The following is an 18,256-nucleotide window of genomic DNA, read 5'->3' on the forward strand; positions in this document are numbered from 1 at the left end:
TCAGACGCTTGTCCAGAAATCTATGTTGTTCACGTAACGTGGACAGCGTTGTTGTTTGGACGGAGCTGGGGGTGATCCATGATTCCCACGAGAAACCTGGACTGCCGATTCCGTCTTGTCCTTCCTGCGGCTGCAGGACCGCGCGCGGAAGCTATTTGTCCCCGGAAGCGGGATTGACGCCGGTGTGAACGCGGCCGACGACTTGGGGCGGGGTGACCGAGCTTTCCTCGGATGGTCGGGCTGGCCCGAAATGCGCCATCCGCGGCGGCCGCCCTGGCTCGGCCCGAACAGCCCGGGCTTCCCCGCCTGCTGCGCGAAACACCAGTGCGTTTTCCATCCGGTTGACAACGATGTAGGGCGGATCGGGATCCCAGTGCAGGAGCACGAGCCCACCCGGTGTGTCGGCGAAAACGGCGGGGACATGTTTGGGATCGGCGAATTGCAGATAGATCTTCTGTCCGTCGTCGAACACCTGGTATGGCTAGATGTCGGCGGGACCGGTCAGACGCCAGTCGAAGTTGTAGACCGGCCCCGTCACGACGGGCGGTTCGGCGCAGGCCGACTGAAGCAGGCAGCTGGCGAACAGGACGGGCACGGAAAGCAGGGCGGTCGTATGTTTCATCGATGGCAGCTCCCGTCAGTGATGCCGGGTGGCAGCATCATGTCTCGCTGCGTGATGAATGTGATGCGTTGACCCGGCGCCAGCCTGAGCGTCGGAGATGCCTCCGCGCCTCGAGGCAAGCGACGTGTAGGCCGACAGCCACTGCGCGGGTGACATGCCGGTTGTGTTCATCTCCGGCAGGCTGCGCCCGAAGAGGCCGCTCGTGGCGTTCGCCGCCTGCTGCAACTGCGTGATTGCCGTAGACAGCGACTGGAAGTCCGAATCTGCGTGCGGTAGGGGGCGATCGCCATGGTCGATGAGGGAGGTCGGTACCTGTTTCAGGTTCTGGACCATTGTCACGTACTGCTGCAGGCGCGTGATCTGCGCCTGGACATTCTGCTCGACCATCTGTGCCTGCTGGGCCACCGATGAGGCGAGTTCCGCGTGGTTCAGGAGCTGCGTGATCTCGGTGGCGCCGCCGGTCATGCCACCACCCGCGCGGGCGGTGCTGATGAACAGAAGCAGACCGACGGCGAGTGAAGTGGAACGCGCGAGAGCCAGGCGTTACGCACGATCGACCTCGGGATGGACAGCAAGATCAACCTCAGAAGCGGCCGCGGGCGGCGGTTCGCCGCACGCCTGCGCCGTCGCTGCGTCGACGTATCGTTCCTTCCAGTCCGGACGACCCGCATGCAGATGCTGGTCGAACAGGATCCGCGCGCGCATTGCCGAGCGCAGGATCGCGACCGTGCGGGGTTCGAGAGGCACCGAGATGCGGCGGGATGCACCACCCTGTTCGGCGATGAAGTAGTCGCGTTTTGCGACGAGCATCTGGATGGTGTGGATCTGCCCGTCTGACAGGCCGAAATCCCGCTGATAAGCGGCCTTCGCGGACGGCATGAAGTTTTCGACGGGCACAAACACGCGCACGAGCACGTTGTCGCGGATCTGCGGCCAGATGGCCGAGGACGACACCTGCTCGGGCGACTGGGCATCCATCCACACGCAGCCGAGCTTCTTGCGCATCGTGAGGATCCAGTTGCCGATCTGCTTCGCGAACGCTTCATCGTCGAGTGGATGCGGTAGGTCACGTACGACAGGAACGGGCGCGCGATCACGGGATTCGCGAGGATCCGGTCGGTTGCCATCGAGACGCAGTGCACGTCACCGAAGCTGTCGTCGATGTTGTCAAAGTAATGCGCGTGCACGGCCTGACCCTACCTACAGGCCGAGCTCATCGGCAAGTGGCCCGGCGGGCAGTGACGCGTGGACCGTGCGCAGCCGCCACAGCCGCCGGTCGCCGCGGCTACGAACAGCGGCAAGCGCCGTTTCCAGTTCGCACCGGTTACTGGCGGTGACGCAATAGGTGCCGCGCTGCTGCACGAGCAGCACGATCCATTCGACGAGAAATTCGAGATGGCGCCGGTCGCCGAGGAGCACCAGCGGATTCATCTGTGCACGCTCATCGGCATGAACGTTGTCCGCTTCGCTGTCAGACTGCATGTAGCGGCCGCCCTGCAGGATCGTCGGAATGCGCATCGACAGGTCCTTGTCGAAGCCGTACAGCCAGGCGTTCGGATACTTGCGAAAGAGCGTCGCACACAGCAGCATGAAAATCGTCTTGCCAAAACCGGTGCGCCCGCACAAGAGCATGTGTCCGACATCACCGAGAAATCCGGTGAACCAGTAGGGCGTGCCGAACTCGGTTGGAAACGGTGCGAGCGCCGGGCAGAGCACTCCGGTTTCCTTCGTCAGATGCGCGTTGATGCGGTGGCCATCGGAGACGCCGCGCAGCGGCAGCAGACGCGCCAGGGCGTCGGTGTCGATGAACGACCGTCGCGCGCATTCGCGCCACATGCCGGGGATCGTGGTCGCGAACGCCGAGAGGGCATGCAGCGTCTCCCGTATCGGCGTGAAGTGCGCCGCGCGCAATGCTTCCTCCACCGCCCGGTGGATAGCGACGGCCTGGGTCCATGCTGCGTCAGCGGTCTGGCCGTCATCGAACGGGCCGGTTTCAAACATGGGCGAGTACCACAGCACCGACAGGTTGTAATACCCGTACAGCTCCTCGGCCATCTCGACCTTGCCGGCCCGACGGTTCGCTTCGTCCGCGGCTGCCGAGCGCGCATGGTTCTGTCGCGCGCCCGACAGGTCGCCACCGCGCAGCGTGGCGGAAGGAGCGATCGCCTATCGAGCCGACGTCCTTCGTGATAGCGGCGCACGCCGTCGATGAAGCGCATCGCCGCCGAGGGTGACGTGAGCCGGAAGCAATGGCTGATGGTCACTTCGCCCGACACCTTGAGCAGGCCGTCGAGACTGGTCGGCAGGACGCTATCCGGCCAGAAGTCGCGACGGGCCGGAATGCCTGTGGCGATGCCGTAGCGCTGACGGCCCCCGGCGTAGAAATGGAGATAGTCGTGACCGGGGCGCACTTCGGTATCGCACATCGCGACGTCGAGGGCTGGAATGTCGGGAACAGGTACTGCCTGCAGATGATCACTGGCGGGCGACCCGCATGCATGCATGCATGAATGCGCCCAGCTGCTCACCGGACAGCCGTTGACAGATGAGGCGCGGATTGCCGGCCACGAAGCCGAACAGGGTGTGTTCGAAGGCTTCGACGACGGCGGTGAGTTCGGACGCGGTGTACGCGAACAGGTACTGGTCCGAGAATGTGCCGCGCGCGGCCTGGATCAGAGAGCGGGCGACGGACAACCCGTCGTGCGTCATCCCGTGCGTGACCTTGCCGGCGAAGCGGTCGAGGCCGACCTCGGGCGCCAGCGTGAACGTCACGTAATGACGGTTCACGTAGTTCGCGGCGTGCTCGAACGTTGCCCGCCGTGCGTCGTCCACCTGCTGCGAAACCGGATCTGGCATCGGTGCGCTGAGACACTGTGCACGGCGGCGGCGATGCACCGTCCACCACATCGTGACCGGTCGGCGCGCCATGTCGCGAAGGGACGTGATGAGATTGTCCATCAGCTCGAGGATGTGATTGGTGGACAGCGCATCGGCGTCAGGTCCCGAAAACGCGTACGTCGCCATCAACGCCGAATCCTTGTTGACGACGAGCGACTCGCTGAACCGGAAAAGCCACGGCACCAGTTCAGCGGTCGAGCGGCGGTCGCCGTCCGTGCGCTGCACGACGCGGGCGAGCGATTCGGCGTCGAATGGGGAGCGTGCGAACGCAGATGTCAGCATGGCAGTCCCCGCGCAAAACCCTTCGGACGCGCATTGACTTTCTGGCGCAGCAGCTGGCGCGGCTCGTAATAGTCGCCCTGCCGACTGTATCGGGTGTAGCAGCGGATCTGGTCCGGATCGCGCCGCACCGCAAGCCACAGGACCTGGTGCGTCACCAGCACCGCGAGCAGCACCCACGCGTTGCGCATGCCGGCGGCGAATGTGATGACGATGGCCACCTCGGCGATACACCAGCGGCGATCGATGCCGAGCAGCAGGAACTGTTCGAGCATGGTCTTGCGAATGCGCGCGGCGAGCGGATCGTCCGGTTCGCCGGTGACATCGCGGGGGTCGGCGTGCTGTGTGTCTATTGCCTGTTCCCCAGATCCGCCCATCAGAGCGTGCCCGTGCGGGCCGCCCCGTGGTTAAAGGCCTGCGCCCATAGCAGCGGCATGTTCACGATCGCAAGCGTGCCGAGCACGCCGCGCAGCACGTGCGTCTTGATGTTGCTGCGCCCGTCGTCGAGCAGCCACAGCACGATCGAACCGACCAGCGCGGAAAGCGATACGACTTCCAGCAGTTCGTTGTCGAGCACGTCCTGATAGACGGTGCACAGACCCCCGTTCCAGATGCCCGCGTGCGCGATGACGGGTACCGACCCGAGCCAGAGCGCAATGGGCAGCGCCCGTATGGGACGTTCATGCCGCAGCAGGACGCCTTGCCAGGCCGCGCGAACTGCGCGCCACCAACTGACGGCAACGGAGATTGCGCGACGCACGGCAGTCATGCCCCGCAAGATATGTGTAGCGGCTTGCATTTGAAACCGGTCCTGCTTGCATTCGATGCGGTTCCCTGCTCGAAATAACTGCAACTGACGGAGCGCGCGTGCTCGGATTATCTGCAACTGTGCTTGCATTCAGCCGGCCGCGCTTGCATTCCATCGTCACCTGCTCACATTATCTGCAACTGACGGAACTCAGATCGGCAGCCCGGCCGCGAGCATCTTGTCACGCAACGTCGCGGTCCGCACCGGGTCCAGTGAGTTGCTGAAGAGCGCCTTTATCTCGGCCGGTTTGGCGTCGAACTGCTCCACGAGGTCTTTGACGCGATAGCCGTGACGGGTCAGGGTCGGCTCCAGGTCGTCAAGCTGTCGTCAGAGGACGGACTCGATCAAAGCCGCCGAAACCGGCTTCTCGGCAGTGAGATACCCCGCCTCGAACGCCAGAGCCAGATGCAATTGGATTTGCAGTGGCGTGCGCAACTTGGTCGCCAGCAGGTCAATAGCTTCCTCGGTCAGAATCGAATCTACGTCGGTCCCGTCACCGGCGCACGCTCCGATCAGCCAGTGGATGTACTCGCGCTGGCTGCCGGTGATACCGTCCAGCGAGAAGATATCTGTGCGGTAGCCAATCTCTTCCATCGTCGCGCGCCGCAAGTCGTTGCGCAGCTTCGGGTGACCGGCAAGTATCACGGACAGGCTCCCGTCGCCGTCCTCGACCAGCTCCATCAGGCGCTTCAGGCCCGTCAGGGTATTGCCGTTCAGGTCATGAGCCTCGTCGACGAACAATGCGACCGGACGCCTGTTCTTCTTCACCAGCTCACGCAGGTCGCGCTCGCGCTTCTCGCCCTGCGTCGGAATGCGGACCTGTTTCTCGGTCGACAGGTCATAGAACAGCGCCGCAATGAACGTCGCCAGCTTGATGCGATGCTTCTCGATGGCGAGCGACCTGGAGACGGTGACGCGCTTCTCATCTTCCAGCGCCTGCTGAAGCCGGCGCATCATCATCGTCTTGCCGCTGCCGATGACACCGCACACGGCGATCAACCGTCCTTCGAAGGTTGCTCCCTTGATGTCCTTCATCAACTGCTGATGGTGCGTGGTTTCAAAGTAGCCCGCCTGATTCAGTGGCACCGTCAATCCATAATGCTGCATCACTTCAGCTCGCATGTCCTTCTCCTGACTTCTTACGGCGGAAATAATCTCGAACGCGTGCCAGCACGATGCGGCGGACGAGTGTCTCAGCCAGCACCTGGTCGATGAACAAGCGATCTTGCGGTGGCAGCTTCGGGAGCGGCTGCGCCAGATCGTCGGCGATCGCGAGCTTGGCCGCGATCGCGCTGGGGAACCGGTATTCGTGCGCGTCGGCATCGAACGGCTGGTGCGGCAACGGCTTGGGTGCCGTCGCGGATGGCGCGAGCCGAACGTCGTCGCCGGCGAGCGCGGCAATCGGCAATCCAAGCTGGTCAGCCAGCGAGCGGATGCGGTCAGCGCGTTCGTCGGTCTTGCCGCGTTTGAATGCACGATAGCGATGAAGCGGGATCGGGCCGGACACCGGGTAGTACGGGCCGAAGCGCTCTCCGTCGAACTCCGCATACAGTTCGTCATCGAACAGCCCCCACAGCAGCACTACCGTCTCGCCCGCCATGTCGGGTTCGACCTCATAAGCGGTGCCGTCGATGGTGATGCGCGCGTCGATGCCGACCTTGCGCCGCTCCGGTTCGCGGGCGAAACGGCAGAATTGCTCCCACGTACACATGTCTCGAATTCCCTCCGCCGGCAAGCGGGCAAGCCAGTCCTCAAGTCGCGAGTGCTTTTCGGACCGGTGTCGCTGATCGTTGTAGCGCAGTAGATAGCGCAAGAACCAGTTGTTGGCCTGCTTTTCGGTCTCCGGTTTGTGGAAGTGGTACAGCGTTTCGTGCGCTTCCTTGACGGTACGAAACGGCCGCTCGACCTTGCCCTTCGAACGCGCCGTCGTGCGCCTGCCGTCCTTGCCGGCAGGGAGGTGCGTCTGCCATTCGATGTCGAGGGCCTGCATGACGCACTGGAACACCCGGCTCTTCGCGACCGGGCCATTGTCCAGATAGATCATTTTTGGCCGGCCCTGAAACGGGAAACCGGGGTCCGCTTTGGGGGCCATCGCATTGAACAGAAAGCGCAGCGCCGACTCGGCATCTTCGCCGTACACGCAGCGGTATTCCTGGTACGCGGTACCGCTGCGATCGTCGACGACGCTGAACAGCATCAGCGTCGGCTCGCCCCTGGCCGGATCAATCCAGCCAGGTCGTTCGATGTGCTTCAGGTCGGAGGGCGACAGATCGAACTGCCAGCAGTCATTGCTGTGTTCGGCCTGGAAGCGCACTGCGGGCGGCTGCCGCAACAGGTGTGGCTGATCGAGCCGCAGCGCTGACAGGTAATGGTTGATCGTCGGTACGCGCAGCACGCCCTTGGGTGCCTTGACCAGGCCCTGCACGGTTTCGACGCCGTAGTCCTCCAGCAACTCGATCGCCCGTTTGGTCGAGAGGTGTCGTCTCTGCTTGTTCGTGGTCCGCAGTTTCAGCGCCGCGATCAATTCGCAGTAACGCTCCAGTTCTGCCTGCTGCAACACGCGCGGCTTGCCGTAGTCGGCCCGATGCGCGGAATGTGGTTGCTGGAAGCGATGCAGCGCGCGGTAAGAGCTGCAGTGCCAGTTCTTGCCTGGCGGGATCGAGCCGCTTTTTGCGACCGCCCTTATGGCCGCGTGCGCGGGCCGCCGACAGACCGGCGCGAGTGCGCTCGCGGATGAGGTTGCGCTCGAACTCAGCCAGGGCGCCAAACAGGTGAAACACGAGTCGACCACCGATCGACGCGGTATCGATGCTCTCCTGCAAGCTGCGCAGGCCGACGCCGGCGGCATCGAGCCGCTCGACCAGGTAAATCAGGTCCTTCAGCGACCGCCCGAGCCGGTCCAGCCGCCAGATCACGACCGTATCGCCCGCGCGCAACGCGGCAAGTAGCGCGGTCAGTCCCGTGCGTTCGGCTTTCACCCCGCTCGCGGTGTCTTCGAAGACGCGTTCACACCCGGCCTTGGCCAACGCATCGCGTTGCAGGTCGAGATGCTGGTCGTCTGTCGAGACGCGAGCGTATCCGATCAACATACGATTTCCAGTTTGTCCACCGAAAATTCAGTATAGTCGGACATTGAAAAATGGAAACTGATCTTGGATGCCGTTCATGTGGCTCCGGGTGATGCCCGGGCCACGACCAGCAAGCATCCAACAAACCATCGTTTCCTGGATTATTGGGGGCGCGCAGTAGTGAGGAGCTCGAGCGTCATCCGCCCAGGACGAGTTTCCGTCGTGACGGTGGCGTTTCCATCATCGCGGCTTCACAACGTATCCGCCGAATGCCTTCCTGGAACATTTCCGGCCGGCTGATCCGGGCCAGCATGCGGCCATCGACCTGGTAATGTCGAGCAACGCTTAACGGAAGCCGCCGTTCGTCTCCGGGGAAGCCCACATATCATCAACGGAGCCGGGCAGTCATTCGTTATTGGCTGGGTCGATCGACACATTCCGGTGTTGCTGCTATGAAGTCGGGTCTGAATAATTCGGTTGGGTCGGCGCTTGCCCTCAAGCCTGGAAGTCGACGGTGATTGATCGGCTAAGCCAGGCGATCAGAACAAGGGCGTAAAAAAGCCTCAGCTTTCTGAGGATCATCCTCAGGTTTTGGCCAGCGCCGCACAGCACTGCGTGCATCGCATCGCCGAGTGCGCCTTTGAGCCAGTTCCGATCGAGTTTGCCGTCGGCCTTCATGTGACCGATGGCCGGCTCGATCGCGCTTCGCCATCGGATCATCGCGCGCAGGCCCCTCGTGATTCCGCGTCGCAATCCCGGGTGGTAGATCTTCACTCCCTCGACAGCGACACCCTTGTAACCGCGATCCACAATGGCGACGTCGGGCTTCACATCGCTCAAGATCGCCGCTTGCTCCAACGCTTCAGCCAGCGTGTGACCGTCGTATGGGTTACCGGGCATCGAGCGCGCGCCAACCACAAGCCCTTCCTTGTGTGTCGTCGTGATCGACACTTTCACACCGAATTCGTAGGGCGTGCGGGCTTTGCCTTTCGCCAAACATTCAACTTCTGGAGCATGCAGTGCGTACAGCTTGTTTTTGTCCTTCTGCTTCTGAGACAGGATCCGCCTCGTGCGGCTGATCAATTCCTGCAGCGCGATGCGCCCAGTGTCGGCGACTGAATCGAGCTGACGCTCGACATCACGCATCACCCGCCCAACGCGCGAGCGCAACGTGCGCAGCGCCTTCTTCATGCGCTTGTACTGCTTCGCATGCGCGTAGCGGCCAATCTGACGCGCCAGGTGCGGCGCCTCGCGGTTGTAGTTCTGCCGCAGCTTCAACCCGTGCCGTGCCGCAGCCTTCACCAGATGTTCGCGACACCGTTCGAGCAGACGCGAATCGGTTGGATGGGCGACCGCCTTTTGCATGACCGTCGTGTCAACGATTACGCGCTTTGCGCTTGAAGCCTTGATAACGCCCGCGCGCTTCGCCGCTTCGATCGTCTCGGCCAGCAGTTCTTCAACTCCGGCTTCGCCCAGACGCTTGCGCCAGCGGGTCAGGCTCGACGGATCGATCGGCGGCTCGGTCTGAAAAACGTTTCGCCCGTAAAGACCTGCCAATACGGGTTTTCCACCCATTGCCAGACCACGTCCTCGTCCGACAGATCGAACGCATGCTGGAGATACAACAAACCAGCAATCAACCTCGGTGAGGGTGGCCGGCCGACCTTTGCGAGAGACGAAGCTCGCGCTCATCGACGCATTCAATCCATCCCAGTTGATCAGATCGGTCAGACGCACCAGCGGATGCTTCAGGTTGATCTGCTCGCGCAGAGGATGCCGGAACAAATCGCCTTCACTCACCACTGCCTTCGGACCCATCCAGACCTCGACAGAATTTGCAGGAAATTACCCATAAAATGCCAGGTTCCTGCAAATGCATCAACCACTTTCCGCTTTAAACCCTTGTTGCACAGGGCTCTTCGAATTATTCAGACCCGACTATGAAGGCCCATCCGGAGGGGCAATTTATTGAAAACATGGCATTGATGATCTATAAATCCTTCGTTAATCACAGAAGATTAATTCCCGTCTCTTAGTGAAGTGTTTGAGCTTGCATTGAACAGCACGCGCGTCGTTATACAGCGTTTGTTTGCTGGAAGCGGCTGGCACAACGAATAATCCATGGAATACATTAACGGGCCTGGCTATTGTTCCGAGTTCATGCATCTCATCGTGTTCGGAAAATTTTCGGACCCGCATCTCGATAATTGACGTACGCGTATGAGACATACGCTATCAAGCGTAGTTCGTGGGGCGGCGGCGCTTTGGCGATTCGAGCCTGAGCGCATCGTCCGCTGCCAGCGTGCCCATGGAAAACGAATTAAAAATATGCTCAATGCATGTGACGACACCTGAGCAATAGTGGTCGCGACCTGCGGTACGCCAAACCAGTGCAAGGGATTCACGGGGATTGGTTGCGGGACTTACATGCAGTAGGTGAAGAGGATTAATTTGCATTTGGCGTAGTCGGATCGAGTTTGTTAGCGGGTGGCGAGGACAGGAAAAATCTTCGCCAACATTTTTTCATATGTAGATATTTGTATTTGCCAATACGAATCACATGTGGAGGTGGCCGATGAGACCTTGTCCTATCCGTCAGGCACGTCAGGTGCTGACACGGTACGCGGCTGGCGTTTCGGTGCTCCTCTGCGGGCCGATGCTCATCCCCGCCACCGGCTTCGCTCAACAGAACCTTCACATTGACGGCAACGCCACCGAGACCGCCGCAGCCGGGACGACGTCGCTGGCTACCCTCGTTGCGGGATTCAATAGCGGGACAGTCGGTGGAGTTCCGGGCGGGACATTCATCGTTCCGACCGGTGCGAACGTCGTGCTCAGCGGTATCCATATCGGCCAGGCGGCCGGGAGTACGGGGCTTGTCGACGTGAATGGCGGGTCGATCAGTACGACCACCGCACAGTCGCAGTACTACACCGGCTTTAACGGCTCCGGAACGTTCACGGTGAGCAACGGCGGTACTGTCACCAGTCTCTTTAACAGCTTCGTCGGTTACAACTCGGGCAGCAGCGGTGTGCTCACAGTCGATGGCCACGGGTCTCGGTACACGAACACGGGCTTCTTTGTCGTTGGGAACGGCGGCCCTGCGCAACTTAACGTGACCAACGGCGGCGCAGTCTCCAGTCCGGGGGGCACGCTGCAGATCGGGGGCAGCTCGACTGCGACTGCGCTTGTGAGCGGAACCAATAGCAGCCTCAGCGCCGGAACCTTTCTAGGCGTCGGTGTCAGTCCCGGCAGTGCCGGCACGCTGACGATTACCGATGGCGGCATGGCCACGAGCGGAAGCGGGACCTATCTCACTTTCAACGGTGCCTCGGGTAGCGTGCCCGCTTCAACAGGAACCATCACCGTGTCGAACGGCGGGCTGCTCACTTCACCGCTTCTCGTGGTCGGCACGCGGGGCCCCGCGGATCTGAACATCCAGTCCAACGGCACCGTGACGATCAGCGGACCAACCATCGTTGGCGCCGTCGCTGGGACCAGTTCGCTCGCGGTCAGTGGTCCGGGCGCGATCCTGAACGTGCAAAACAGCGACCTGACCGTGGGTGGGCAGGGTAACGGAACGATGACGGTCTCGAACCAGGGAACCGTCAACGTGACAGGCAGTGGCGGCACATCCATCGCGGGGCAGTGCGGCGCAGGACTGACATCTTTCTGTAGCACGCCGATTCAGGGAGGTTCCGGCACCGTCACTGTTACCGACTCCGGTTCGGTGCTGAACGCGGGCACGTCCCTCGCTGTCGGCCAGTTCGGCTCGGGAACGCTGACCATTGAGAACGGCGCACAGGTAGTCGCGAACACGGTCTCCATTGCAACGAATGCCGGCTCCACCGGGACGCTGAATATTGGCGCCGCCGCCGGCGCGGCACCGGTCGCGCCAGGCACGCTCAATGCCAGCACGGTGACGTTTGGCGCCGGTACGGGCACGCTCGTGTTCAACCACACCAACACCAGTGGCAACTACGTGTTCCCTGCCGCCATTGCCGGTACGGGGACGGTCGACGTCCTGAGCGGCGAAACGGTGATGACCGCCGCAAGCACGTATAGCGGCCTGACCACGGTCGCGGGCGGCGTCCTCGCGGCGGGTGCCCCCCACGTCTTCAGCGCGAATTCGGACTATACCGTCGAGTCTGGCGCAACGATGGATCTGCGCGGCTTCGACCAGCACGTGGCGAGCGTAGTGAACGCGGGCCTCATTCGCGTCTCCGGCGATCCGGGAACCGTGGCGATCGCGCACAACTATCTCGGCGAGAACGGCACCATCTCCCTCAGCGCCTACCTCGCCGGCGACTTTGCGCCCTCGGACAAGCTCATCCTCGACGGAGGCACCGCCACCGGTACGTCCCAGCTGCTGGTCGCCAATTCTGGCGGTCCCGGAGCGCTGACGGTATCCGACGGCATCCCGGTTGTGGAAGCGATCAACGGCGGCACCACGGAGCAGGAAAAATTCTCGCTCGCCCATGAAGTACGCGGTGGCATGTTCACCTACTTTCTTTTCCGGGGAGGAGTGGCCGGCTCCGAACCCGAAGACTGGTTCCTGCGCTCGGATATGGTCATTGGGCCGGAGCCTGAGGGGCCTGGAGAGCCTGAGGTGCCCGGGGAGCCTGAGGAGCCCGGGGTGTCTGAAAAGCCTGCGATCCCGGACAATGAAGAACTTCCTCTTGATCCGCCGCCGTCCGTCCTGCCTCCAGGCTTGTACCCGATCCTCGGGCCGGAGATTGCCACCTACTCGGTCGTGCAACCGCTCGCGAGGCAACTGGGCCTCACCATGCTCGGCACGATGCACGAGCGCATCGGCGACACGCTCACCGACGCAGGGGGCGGTATGGGCGGCGGAGGGATCAGCCGCTCGGCCTGGGGTCGGGTGTTCGGTCAGCAGGTCGACAATCGATACCAGACCTATACCGATGCTCGCGCGCACGGCCAGGTGATCGGCGTGCAGGCCGGACTGGATCTGTGGCGCGGCAGTTTCCTGCCCGGCCACCACGACGTGGCCGGTGTCTATTTCGCGTACGGCAACGGCAACGTCGACGTGGACGGCCTCGTCACCAACGCGGATGCGACCGCCTATGTGTTGAGCCACACCGGCAAGGTGAACCTCAACGCGTATTCGGGCGGTGCGTACTGGACCCATTACGGTCCGGGCGGATGGTACATCGACGCGATCCTGCAGGGCACCCACTACGACGGCGACGCGACGACACAGAACGCCCGTTTGCCCATCTCGGGGTCCGGGTTCGCCACGTCGCTCGAAGCGGGCTATCCATTCAGTCTGCCGCTTGGGCCGGGCTTCGTGCTCGAGCCCCAGGCGCAGGTCATCTGGCAGCATGTCGGGCTCTCCGAGGAAAACGACGGGCTGGGCCCGGTCGATCCGGGCTCGACCTCGGGTGTGAGCGGGCGGCTCGGCCTGCGCGGGCAGTGGACCCTCGAGCGCGCCAACGGACAGGTGTGGCAGCCGTACGTGCGCGCCAATCTCTGGCGCGACTGGGGCGCGGGGGCGACCACGACGTACTCGGGGGTCGACCACGTACCGCTCAGCCAGCAATCCACGCGGATGGACTTCGCCGCGGGCGTGACCGCGAAGCTCGACACGCGCATGAGCCTGTACGGACAGTTCGGTTACCAGTTCTCGATCAATGCTTCGGCGACGGGCAGCCACAAGGGTGTCTGGGGCGATATCGGATTCCGGTACACGTGGTGAGGTCTGGAGTGGAAACATGTTGGCGACAGCGGTGCATCGGGCGCGCCCGTAATCGTGCGCGCAGCGACAGTACGAATAGCGGCGTGATGCACGCCCTGAGCGCCTGGCGTATAAAAATCCCATTGTTGACGGCACTCCTGTATGGGCGCGCGTCGTAACAGCAGTCGATCGACAACGACACTTTCACGGGGTGGCTGATCAACGGCGGGGGCGATATTTGTTTTGACCTTGGCCTGCGCGAAATGCCGGGGCGGGGCATCGCACTCCCCGCCGCAGTACGTGGGAGTATCCGTACCACGCCGTCGACAAGGACGGCACCATCGTCAGCTTCTTGCTGGGAGCCATCCGCCGAATGTTCGTGCCGCTACCAGCAGCCCGGGCTGCCGATCTGACTTCAGTCAGTTGCAGATAGTGTGAGCAGGCGAAGATGGAATGCGAGCACGCCCGGCTGAATGCAAGCACAGTTGCAGATAATCCGGGCACGCGGATTCCGTCAGTTGCAATTATTTCGAGCAGGAAACCGCGTCGATTGCAAGCAGGTACGGTTTCAAATGCAAGTCGCTACAGATATGGGTTGGTTCATGCATGGACTGCCTCCTCGACGTCGGCGTAGTCGGCGTGGCGGGAAAAAAGACGGCGCGTGCGGTAACGGTCGTGTTCGACGCCGAGCACTTCGCGGATTTCGACGGGGCCGCGCACCGCGCCCTGCCGTTCGGCATGCACGAAGAAGCGGAACGTCGAGGCGATTTTCTGGCGCAGGTCGGTGAGGGTCATCAGGCGCCCCTCGTCGCTCATGCGGATGAGCGATTCGAGGCGCGCCGGTGCCGCATCGGCCGGATCCGCGTGAAACGAGACGATGGAGCCTGGGTGCCCTGTGTTGAGCGCTTCCATCAGTCGAATGCTTCGGCGCCGCGCACTTCACCGACGATGATCCGGTCGGGGCGGATACGCAGTGAAAAGCGCACGAGATCGCGGATGGAGATGCCGAGGTTGGTCTCCAGTGCCACATGGTTCGGAGCATGGACCTGCAACTCGGCCGTATCCTCAATAGTTACGATGCGCTCGCTTGCCGGCATCGCATCGATCATCGCGTTCAGCAGGGTCGTCTTGCCGGAAGACGTTCCGCCGGAGAACGCGACGTTGATGCGCTCGCGCGTGACCCATTCGAAGAAAGCGCGCAGCGCGGCGCCGCCCGAAGCCAGACGCTCAAGCACCGCGGCACGGCGGCGGCGGGCGGTCAGCGATGGCACACCGGAGATGACGTCGAACGTGCCGCTGTGCTCGTAGTCGGCGAGCCCAATGCGGCGGCGCGAATGTTTTCTGAACGACATGATGTCGCCGTGAACGGCAACCGGATGGCGGGCGGCAGCGAGGCGCAGACCGGGCAGGCGTGCGTCAAGCAACCCGGTCTGCGCCTTCGCGTTCACGTTGGCGAGGATCGTGATGGCGCGATCGAGCGCGTCGGGATTCACGTCACATCCGGCCGTGAACGAGAGGACGCCGTTGCGCTCGACGAAAATCGAGTCGGCGCGGTTGACCATGATTTCCTGTACGTCGGGATCGGCGAGCATCGGTTGCAGCGGGCCGAGGTAATCGTTCAGGACGTCGATCGCGTATTCGTACGTGAGCCGGCTCATTGCCCGTTTCCCCATTCGATGGGCTCAAAATGCCGGGCGACGAAGCTCGAACTGGAAGGACGGGCAGTCACGGTTTGCTGGCCCCGGGCCATGGATGGCGAAACGGCGCGCAGTTCGCGGTACACGCGGCGCGCATAGATGATGCGCTTCTCGTGCGAACCCGCGTTGTAGGCACCGACGGCATCCCAGGTGAGTCCCAGGCGCCGGATGTTCTGCGACAGGATCCATGCACCGACATAGGCATTGGTGCAGCCATCATGGAGGCCCGCACGCGAGACACCCAAGAGCGAAAGTGTCGTGAGCCAGCGGCTGTTGATCTGCATGAGCGCGATGTCGGTGGTGCCGTCATCATTCAGATGGACGACGCTGGCGCGCTGTCCCGATTCGACAGTGGCGATCGCGCGCACCAGGCGGACATTGACGTGATGAAACCGCGCGGCATCGTCGAGGCAGTCGGCGCGGCTCGTCGCGGCAACAAGCAATGCACACAGGGGCATGATCGGGACACGCTTCACGTCGACCTCGTCCGGTGGGACCGCCTTGAAGAAAAAGGACCTGCCGGGAGCGGGGTGCAGCCCGGCAGGTCAACAGCGCGCGTCAGTCCAGGGGGAAGGACTGACGGCTTCACTGTAGGCAGCGCAGAGGCTCGGGCGGCAGGAATGCCTGCACGGAAAAGATGCGGGGCGCGGGGTTATTCGCACCCGTGCCATTCGTCGGGACCTGAGGCATGTGTGCTGTCCAGTGCGGGACAAAGGCATCGAGCGAAAGCCGCAAAGGCAAGGGGAACAAAGGTCGTTGTAAAGGGAAGGGCCCAATCCAAAGGCCGCGGGTGATGCTCGATGTACGCACGCGTCGCCTCGAAGTAGCTGAAGGTCGATTCGGTGGCCGTGAAAAGCACGTGCATCAGCCGGCTCGTGGCGTCGTCGACATACGCCAGCAGCGTGCATTGCGGCGCCCGGTTGTCAAACCACGGATGCTCACTGCCGTCGATCTGGATCAGCTCGCCCGGGCACGACCGCCGGGCCCGCGGCTGGTAGAGCTTCGGTGGCCGCGTCCGGCGCGGCACCCACAGGCCCGCGTCCGTCATCAGCCGGCGGACCGTTCCCTTCGCCAGACGGAAACCGTGGCATTCGTACAGCTTCTCGCAGGCCAGCGTCGGGCCAAAATCGGTGTAGCGCTCACGGATGATCGCCAGAGCCCGCTGAGCGAGATCCTCGTCCAGACGCCGGTTGCCCTGACACCCGCGCTTGCGTGAGGCCAGTCCCGCAGCGCCCGACTCCTGGTACCGGATCGCCAGACGCTCGATCCGCCGCACCGTCAGACCCAGCCGTTCAGCTGCGCGTCCGGGCTTCAGTCCCATCTCCACAACAGCCTGGATCACCTTCAGCCGGTCGAGTTCGCGCATGTTCAGTGTCACCAGTGTCGCTGGATGCATGGCCGGCTCCAAGGTCCCACGGGGAACCGGCAAGCATACCGAGGTCAAAACACGACATTTGAAAATAGCCAGAACACGACATTTCAATAAAGCTACTACAAAATTTGTCGAGGCCAGATTGAAATGTCCGGGCTCTGGCCAGATAGAAATGTCCGGGTTTAAGGGGTTCAGGATTTACCTTTCATGGGTTAGAGATCACGCAGTGTCGAAGGATGGCGTTTGTACGGGCAGGGCGCTTACGTCCGTTCCACTGTCCCTTGCAGACCGCCGGCCAGGTTTGCGGGGTTGCAGTTGCAGTTGCGCCTGTCTTTGCTGGGCGAGATCCACGATTGCATGTTCAATGTCGGCCTGATTGAACTCGCGTTGTTTCTTCCTGCCGGGCGAACGACTTTGGGCTTGGGTTGGGGCGCTCAGATGAGTCCGGGAAGGTGCCTTACCGATCCGACTGTTATCGCGTTGTGCCTGAATTGCCTGTGAAACTTGGAGCACGTGGCCCAATCGCTTGTGTTCAACGATTGCGCCCTGATCGATCTCGGCCAGCCGGTCGTACTGCCTGCAGGTCAGGACACGTCCGTCCGCCCGAAGTTCGATACGTCCATCGGGGTACTCCCAGATCTCGATATATCGATCGATCAGCTTGCGGTGCTCCGGCGTGTCCTCGAGCAGATACATTACGCGGTCGTACTGCACGGTCAGCGACTTTGTCACCTTGCGCGACTCGCGCCACGTCATCACCAGCTCAAGGCTCTCATCGGCACGCAGCGGCCGGTGCGCGTCGAAATCGCTCTTCGGCGGCTTGGCGAACCGCGCGTTATAGGTGGGCATGAAGACAGGGGCGAACGCGTTGGCATCGGCGATCGTATTCATGCCCCGCAGTCGCAATTCCTTCACGAGACGGTCCTGCAGCGTCAGATGCGCGCGCTCCACGCGGCCCTTGGCCGGGCTGCTGTTCGCACAGAACGTGTCGATGTTCAGCTCGTACATCGCTCGCCCAAAGTGGGTCACACTATTGCCATCCTTGTTGGCGCCCGTCTTGCGAAACACGCTGTACTTGTCGCTATAGAGCGCGCCGGGTTTGCCATGGCGCTCGATGTACGCGCGCGTCGCCTCGAAATAACTAAAAGTTGACTCGGTCGCCGTGAAATGCAGCGCCATCAGGCGGCTGGTCGCATCGTCCACATACACCAGCAGCGTGCAGGCCGGCGCCCGGTCCTCAAACCACCGGTGATCGCTGCCGTCGATCTGCACCAGCTCGCCCAGACATGCACGCCGGGCCCGCGGCTGGTAGATCTTTGGTGGGCGTTGCCGGCGCGGTATCCACAGTCCGGCTTCCATCATCAGATTGCGCACGGTTTCCTTCGCGAGCCGGATGCCATGACATTCGCGCAGCTTCTCGCACGCCAGTGTCGGGCCGAAATCGACGTATCGCTCACGGACGATGGCCAGAGCACGTTGGGCCAGTTCGCCGTCACCCCTCCAATTCCCGGGCATACCGCGCTTGCGGGAGATCAGTCCGGGCGCGCCAGACTCGCGGTATCGGGCCACCAACCGCCGTATTTGCCTCGTCGTCAGACCTAGACGTTCGGCGGCACGCCATGGCTTGAGCCGTCCCTCCGTCACCTCCTGGATGACCTTAAATCTGTCTAGTTCCCGCATCGTCATTGTTATCCGTTCTGTCACAGCCATCGATGTCTAGAGCGCCCGAAAACGGTGGGTGGCTACATACGACGGATCCAAAGCGGACATTTCTATGCGGCTAAAAGCGGACATTACCATCTGGCCGCTACAAA

General features: G+C 62.4%; 12 protein-coding genes and 5 pseudogenes. 1 reads left to right on the top strand and 16 read right to left on the bottom strand.

Annotation, left to right across the window (positions count from 1 at the left end; all coding sequences use genetic code 11):
• Positions 1-151: 151 nt before the first annotated feature.
• From BC1002_RS38180 to BC1002_RS34295, 12 genes and pseudogenes are all read right to left on the bottom strand, one after another.
• Positions 152-472: a TrbG/VirB9 family P-type conjugative transfer protein gene (locus BC1002_RS38180; RefSeq protein ID WP_184143215.1), complete on the bottom strand. Its 321-nt coding sequence runs from the start codon at positions 470-472 to the stop codon at positions 152-154.
• Positions 473-481: 9 nt separating this feature from the next.
• Positions 482-622 carry a hypothetical protein gene (locus tag BC1002_RS39295; protein WP_013094545.1) on the bottom strand — a complete coding sequence of 47 codons (141 nt, stop codon included), beginning with the start codon at positions 620-622 and terminating at the stop codon, positions 482-484.
• A 15-nt stretch (positions 623-637) separates the two neighbouring features.
• On the bottom strand, positions 638-1,087 hold the full coding sequence (locus BC1002_RS34255) for a TrbJ/VirB5 family protein (RefSeq protein WP_013094546.1): 450 nt from the start codon (positions 1,085-1,087) through the stop codon (positions 638-640).
• 78 nt (positions 1,088-1,165) lie between these two features.
• Positions 1,166-1,627: a hypothetical protein gene (locus tag BC1002_RS39650; RefSeq protein WP_337999531.1), complete on the bottom strand. Its 462-nt coding sequence runs from the start codon at positions 1,625-1,627 to the stop codon at positions 1,166-1,168.
• Between the two features lie 195 nt (positions 1,628-1,822).
• Complete coding sequence (locus tag BC1002_RS39655; RefSeq protein ID WP_337999532.1) at positions 1,823-2,677, bottom strand: hypothetical protein; 855 nt, start codon at positions 2,675-2,677, stop codon at positions 1,823-1,825.
• 420 nt (positions 2,678-3,097) lie between these two features.
• Entirely contained in the window at positions 3,098-3,802 is a 705-nt protein-coding gene (locus BC1002_RS39660) for a hypothetical protein (RefSeq protein ID WP_311734675.1), read from the bottom strand.
• On the bottom strand, positions 3,796-4,176 hold the full coding sequence (locus BC1002_RS34265) for a VirB3 family type IV secretion system protein (protein WP_013094547.1): 381 nt from the start codon (positions 4,174-4,176) through the stop codon (positions 3,796-3,798). The genes BC1002_RS39660 and BC1002_RS34265 overlap by 7 nt, the downstream gene beginning before the upstream one ends.
• Complete coding sequence (locus tag BC1002_RS34270) at positions 4,176-4,598, bottom strand: hypothetical protein (RefSeq protein ID WP_013094548.1); 423 nt, start codon at positions 4,596-4,598, stop codon at positions 4,176-4,178. Before BC1002_RS34270 ends, BC1002_RS34265 begins: the two co-directional genes overlap by 1 nt.
• Positions 4,599-4,757: 159 nt before the next feature.
• Positions 4,758-5,729 (bottom strand): annotated as a pseudogene (locus BC1002_RS34280) (ExeA family protein).
• Positions 5,719-7,233, bottom strand: a pseudogene (locus tag BC1002_RS34285) (transposase family protein); the annotation flags it as partial. The pseudogenes BC1002_RS34280 and BC1002_RS34285, both read right to left, overlap by 11 nt.
• Before the next feature lies 1 nt (position 7,234).
• A pseudogene (locus tag BC1002_RS37225) lies at positions 7,235-7,696 on the bottom strand (recombinase family protein); the annotation flags it as partial.
• Positions 7,697-8,170: 474 nt separating this feature from the next.
• On the bottom strand, positions 8,171-9,493 hold the full coding sequence (locus BC1002_RS34295; protein WP_013094550.1) for an IS5 family transposase: 1,323 nt from the start codon (positions 9,491-9,493) through the stop codon (positions 8,171-8,173).
• 757 nt (positions 9,494-10,250) lie between these two features.
• Here BC1002_RS34295 and BC1002_RS34300 point away from each other — a divergent pair.
• On the top strand, positions 10,251-13,394 hold the full coding sequence (locus tag BC1002_RS34300) for an autotransporter outer membrane beta-barrel domain-containing protein (RefSeq protein ID WP_013094551.1): 3,144 nt from the start codon (positions 10,251-10,253) through the stop codon (positions 13,392-13,394).
• Between the two features lie 579 nt (positions 13,395-13,973).
• On the opposite strand, the pseudogene BC1002_RS34305 reads toward BC1002_RS34300, so the two are convergent.
• The 4 genes and pseudogenes from BC1002_RS34305 to BC1002_RS34320 form a co-directional block, all read right to left on the bottom strand.
• Positions 13,974-15,031 (bottom strand): annotated as a pseudogene (locus BC1002_RS34305) (CpaF family protein).
• Positions 15,028-15,546 carry a lytic transglycosylase domain-containing protein gene (locus BC1002_RS34310; protein ID WP_013094552.1) on the bottom strand — a complete coding sequence of 173 codons (519 nt, stop codon included), beginning with the start codon at positions 15,544-15,546 and terminating at the stop codon, positions 15,028-15,030. Before BC1002_RS34310 ends, BC1002_RS34305 begins: the two are co-directional and overlap by 4 nt.
• Positions 15,547-15,851: 305 nt before the next feature.
• Positions 15,852-16,466 (bottom strand): annotated as a pseudogene (locus BC1002_RS34315) (helix-turn-helix domain-containing protein); the annotation flags it as partial.
• Positions 16,467-16,661: 195 nt separating this feature from the next.
• Entirely contained in the window at positions 16,662-18,152 is a 1,491-nt protein-coding gene (locus BC1002_RS34320) for an ISNCY family transposase (RefSeq protein WP_041736259.1), read from the bottom strand.
• Between the last annotated feature and the right edge of the window lie 104 nt (positions 18,153-18,256).

It is taken from the genome of Paraburkholderia atlantica, assembly GCF_000092885.1.
GTDB classification, from domain to species: domain Bacteria; phylum Pseudomonadota; class Gammaproteobacteria; order Burkholderiales; family Burkholderiaceae; genus Paraburkholderia; species Paraburkholderia atlantica.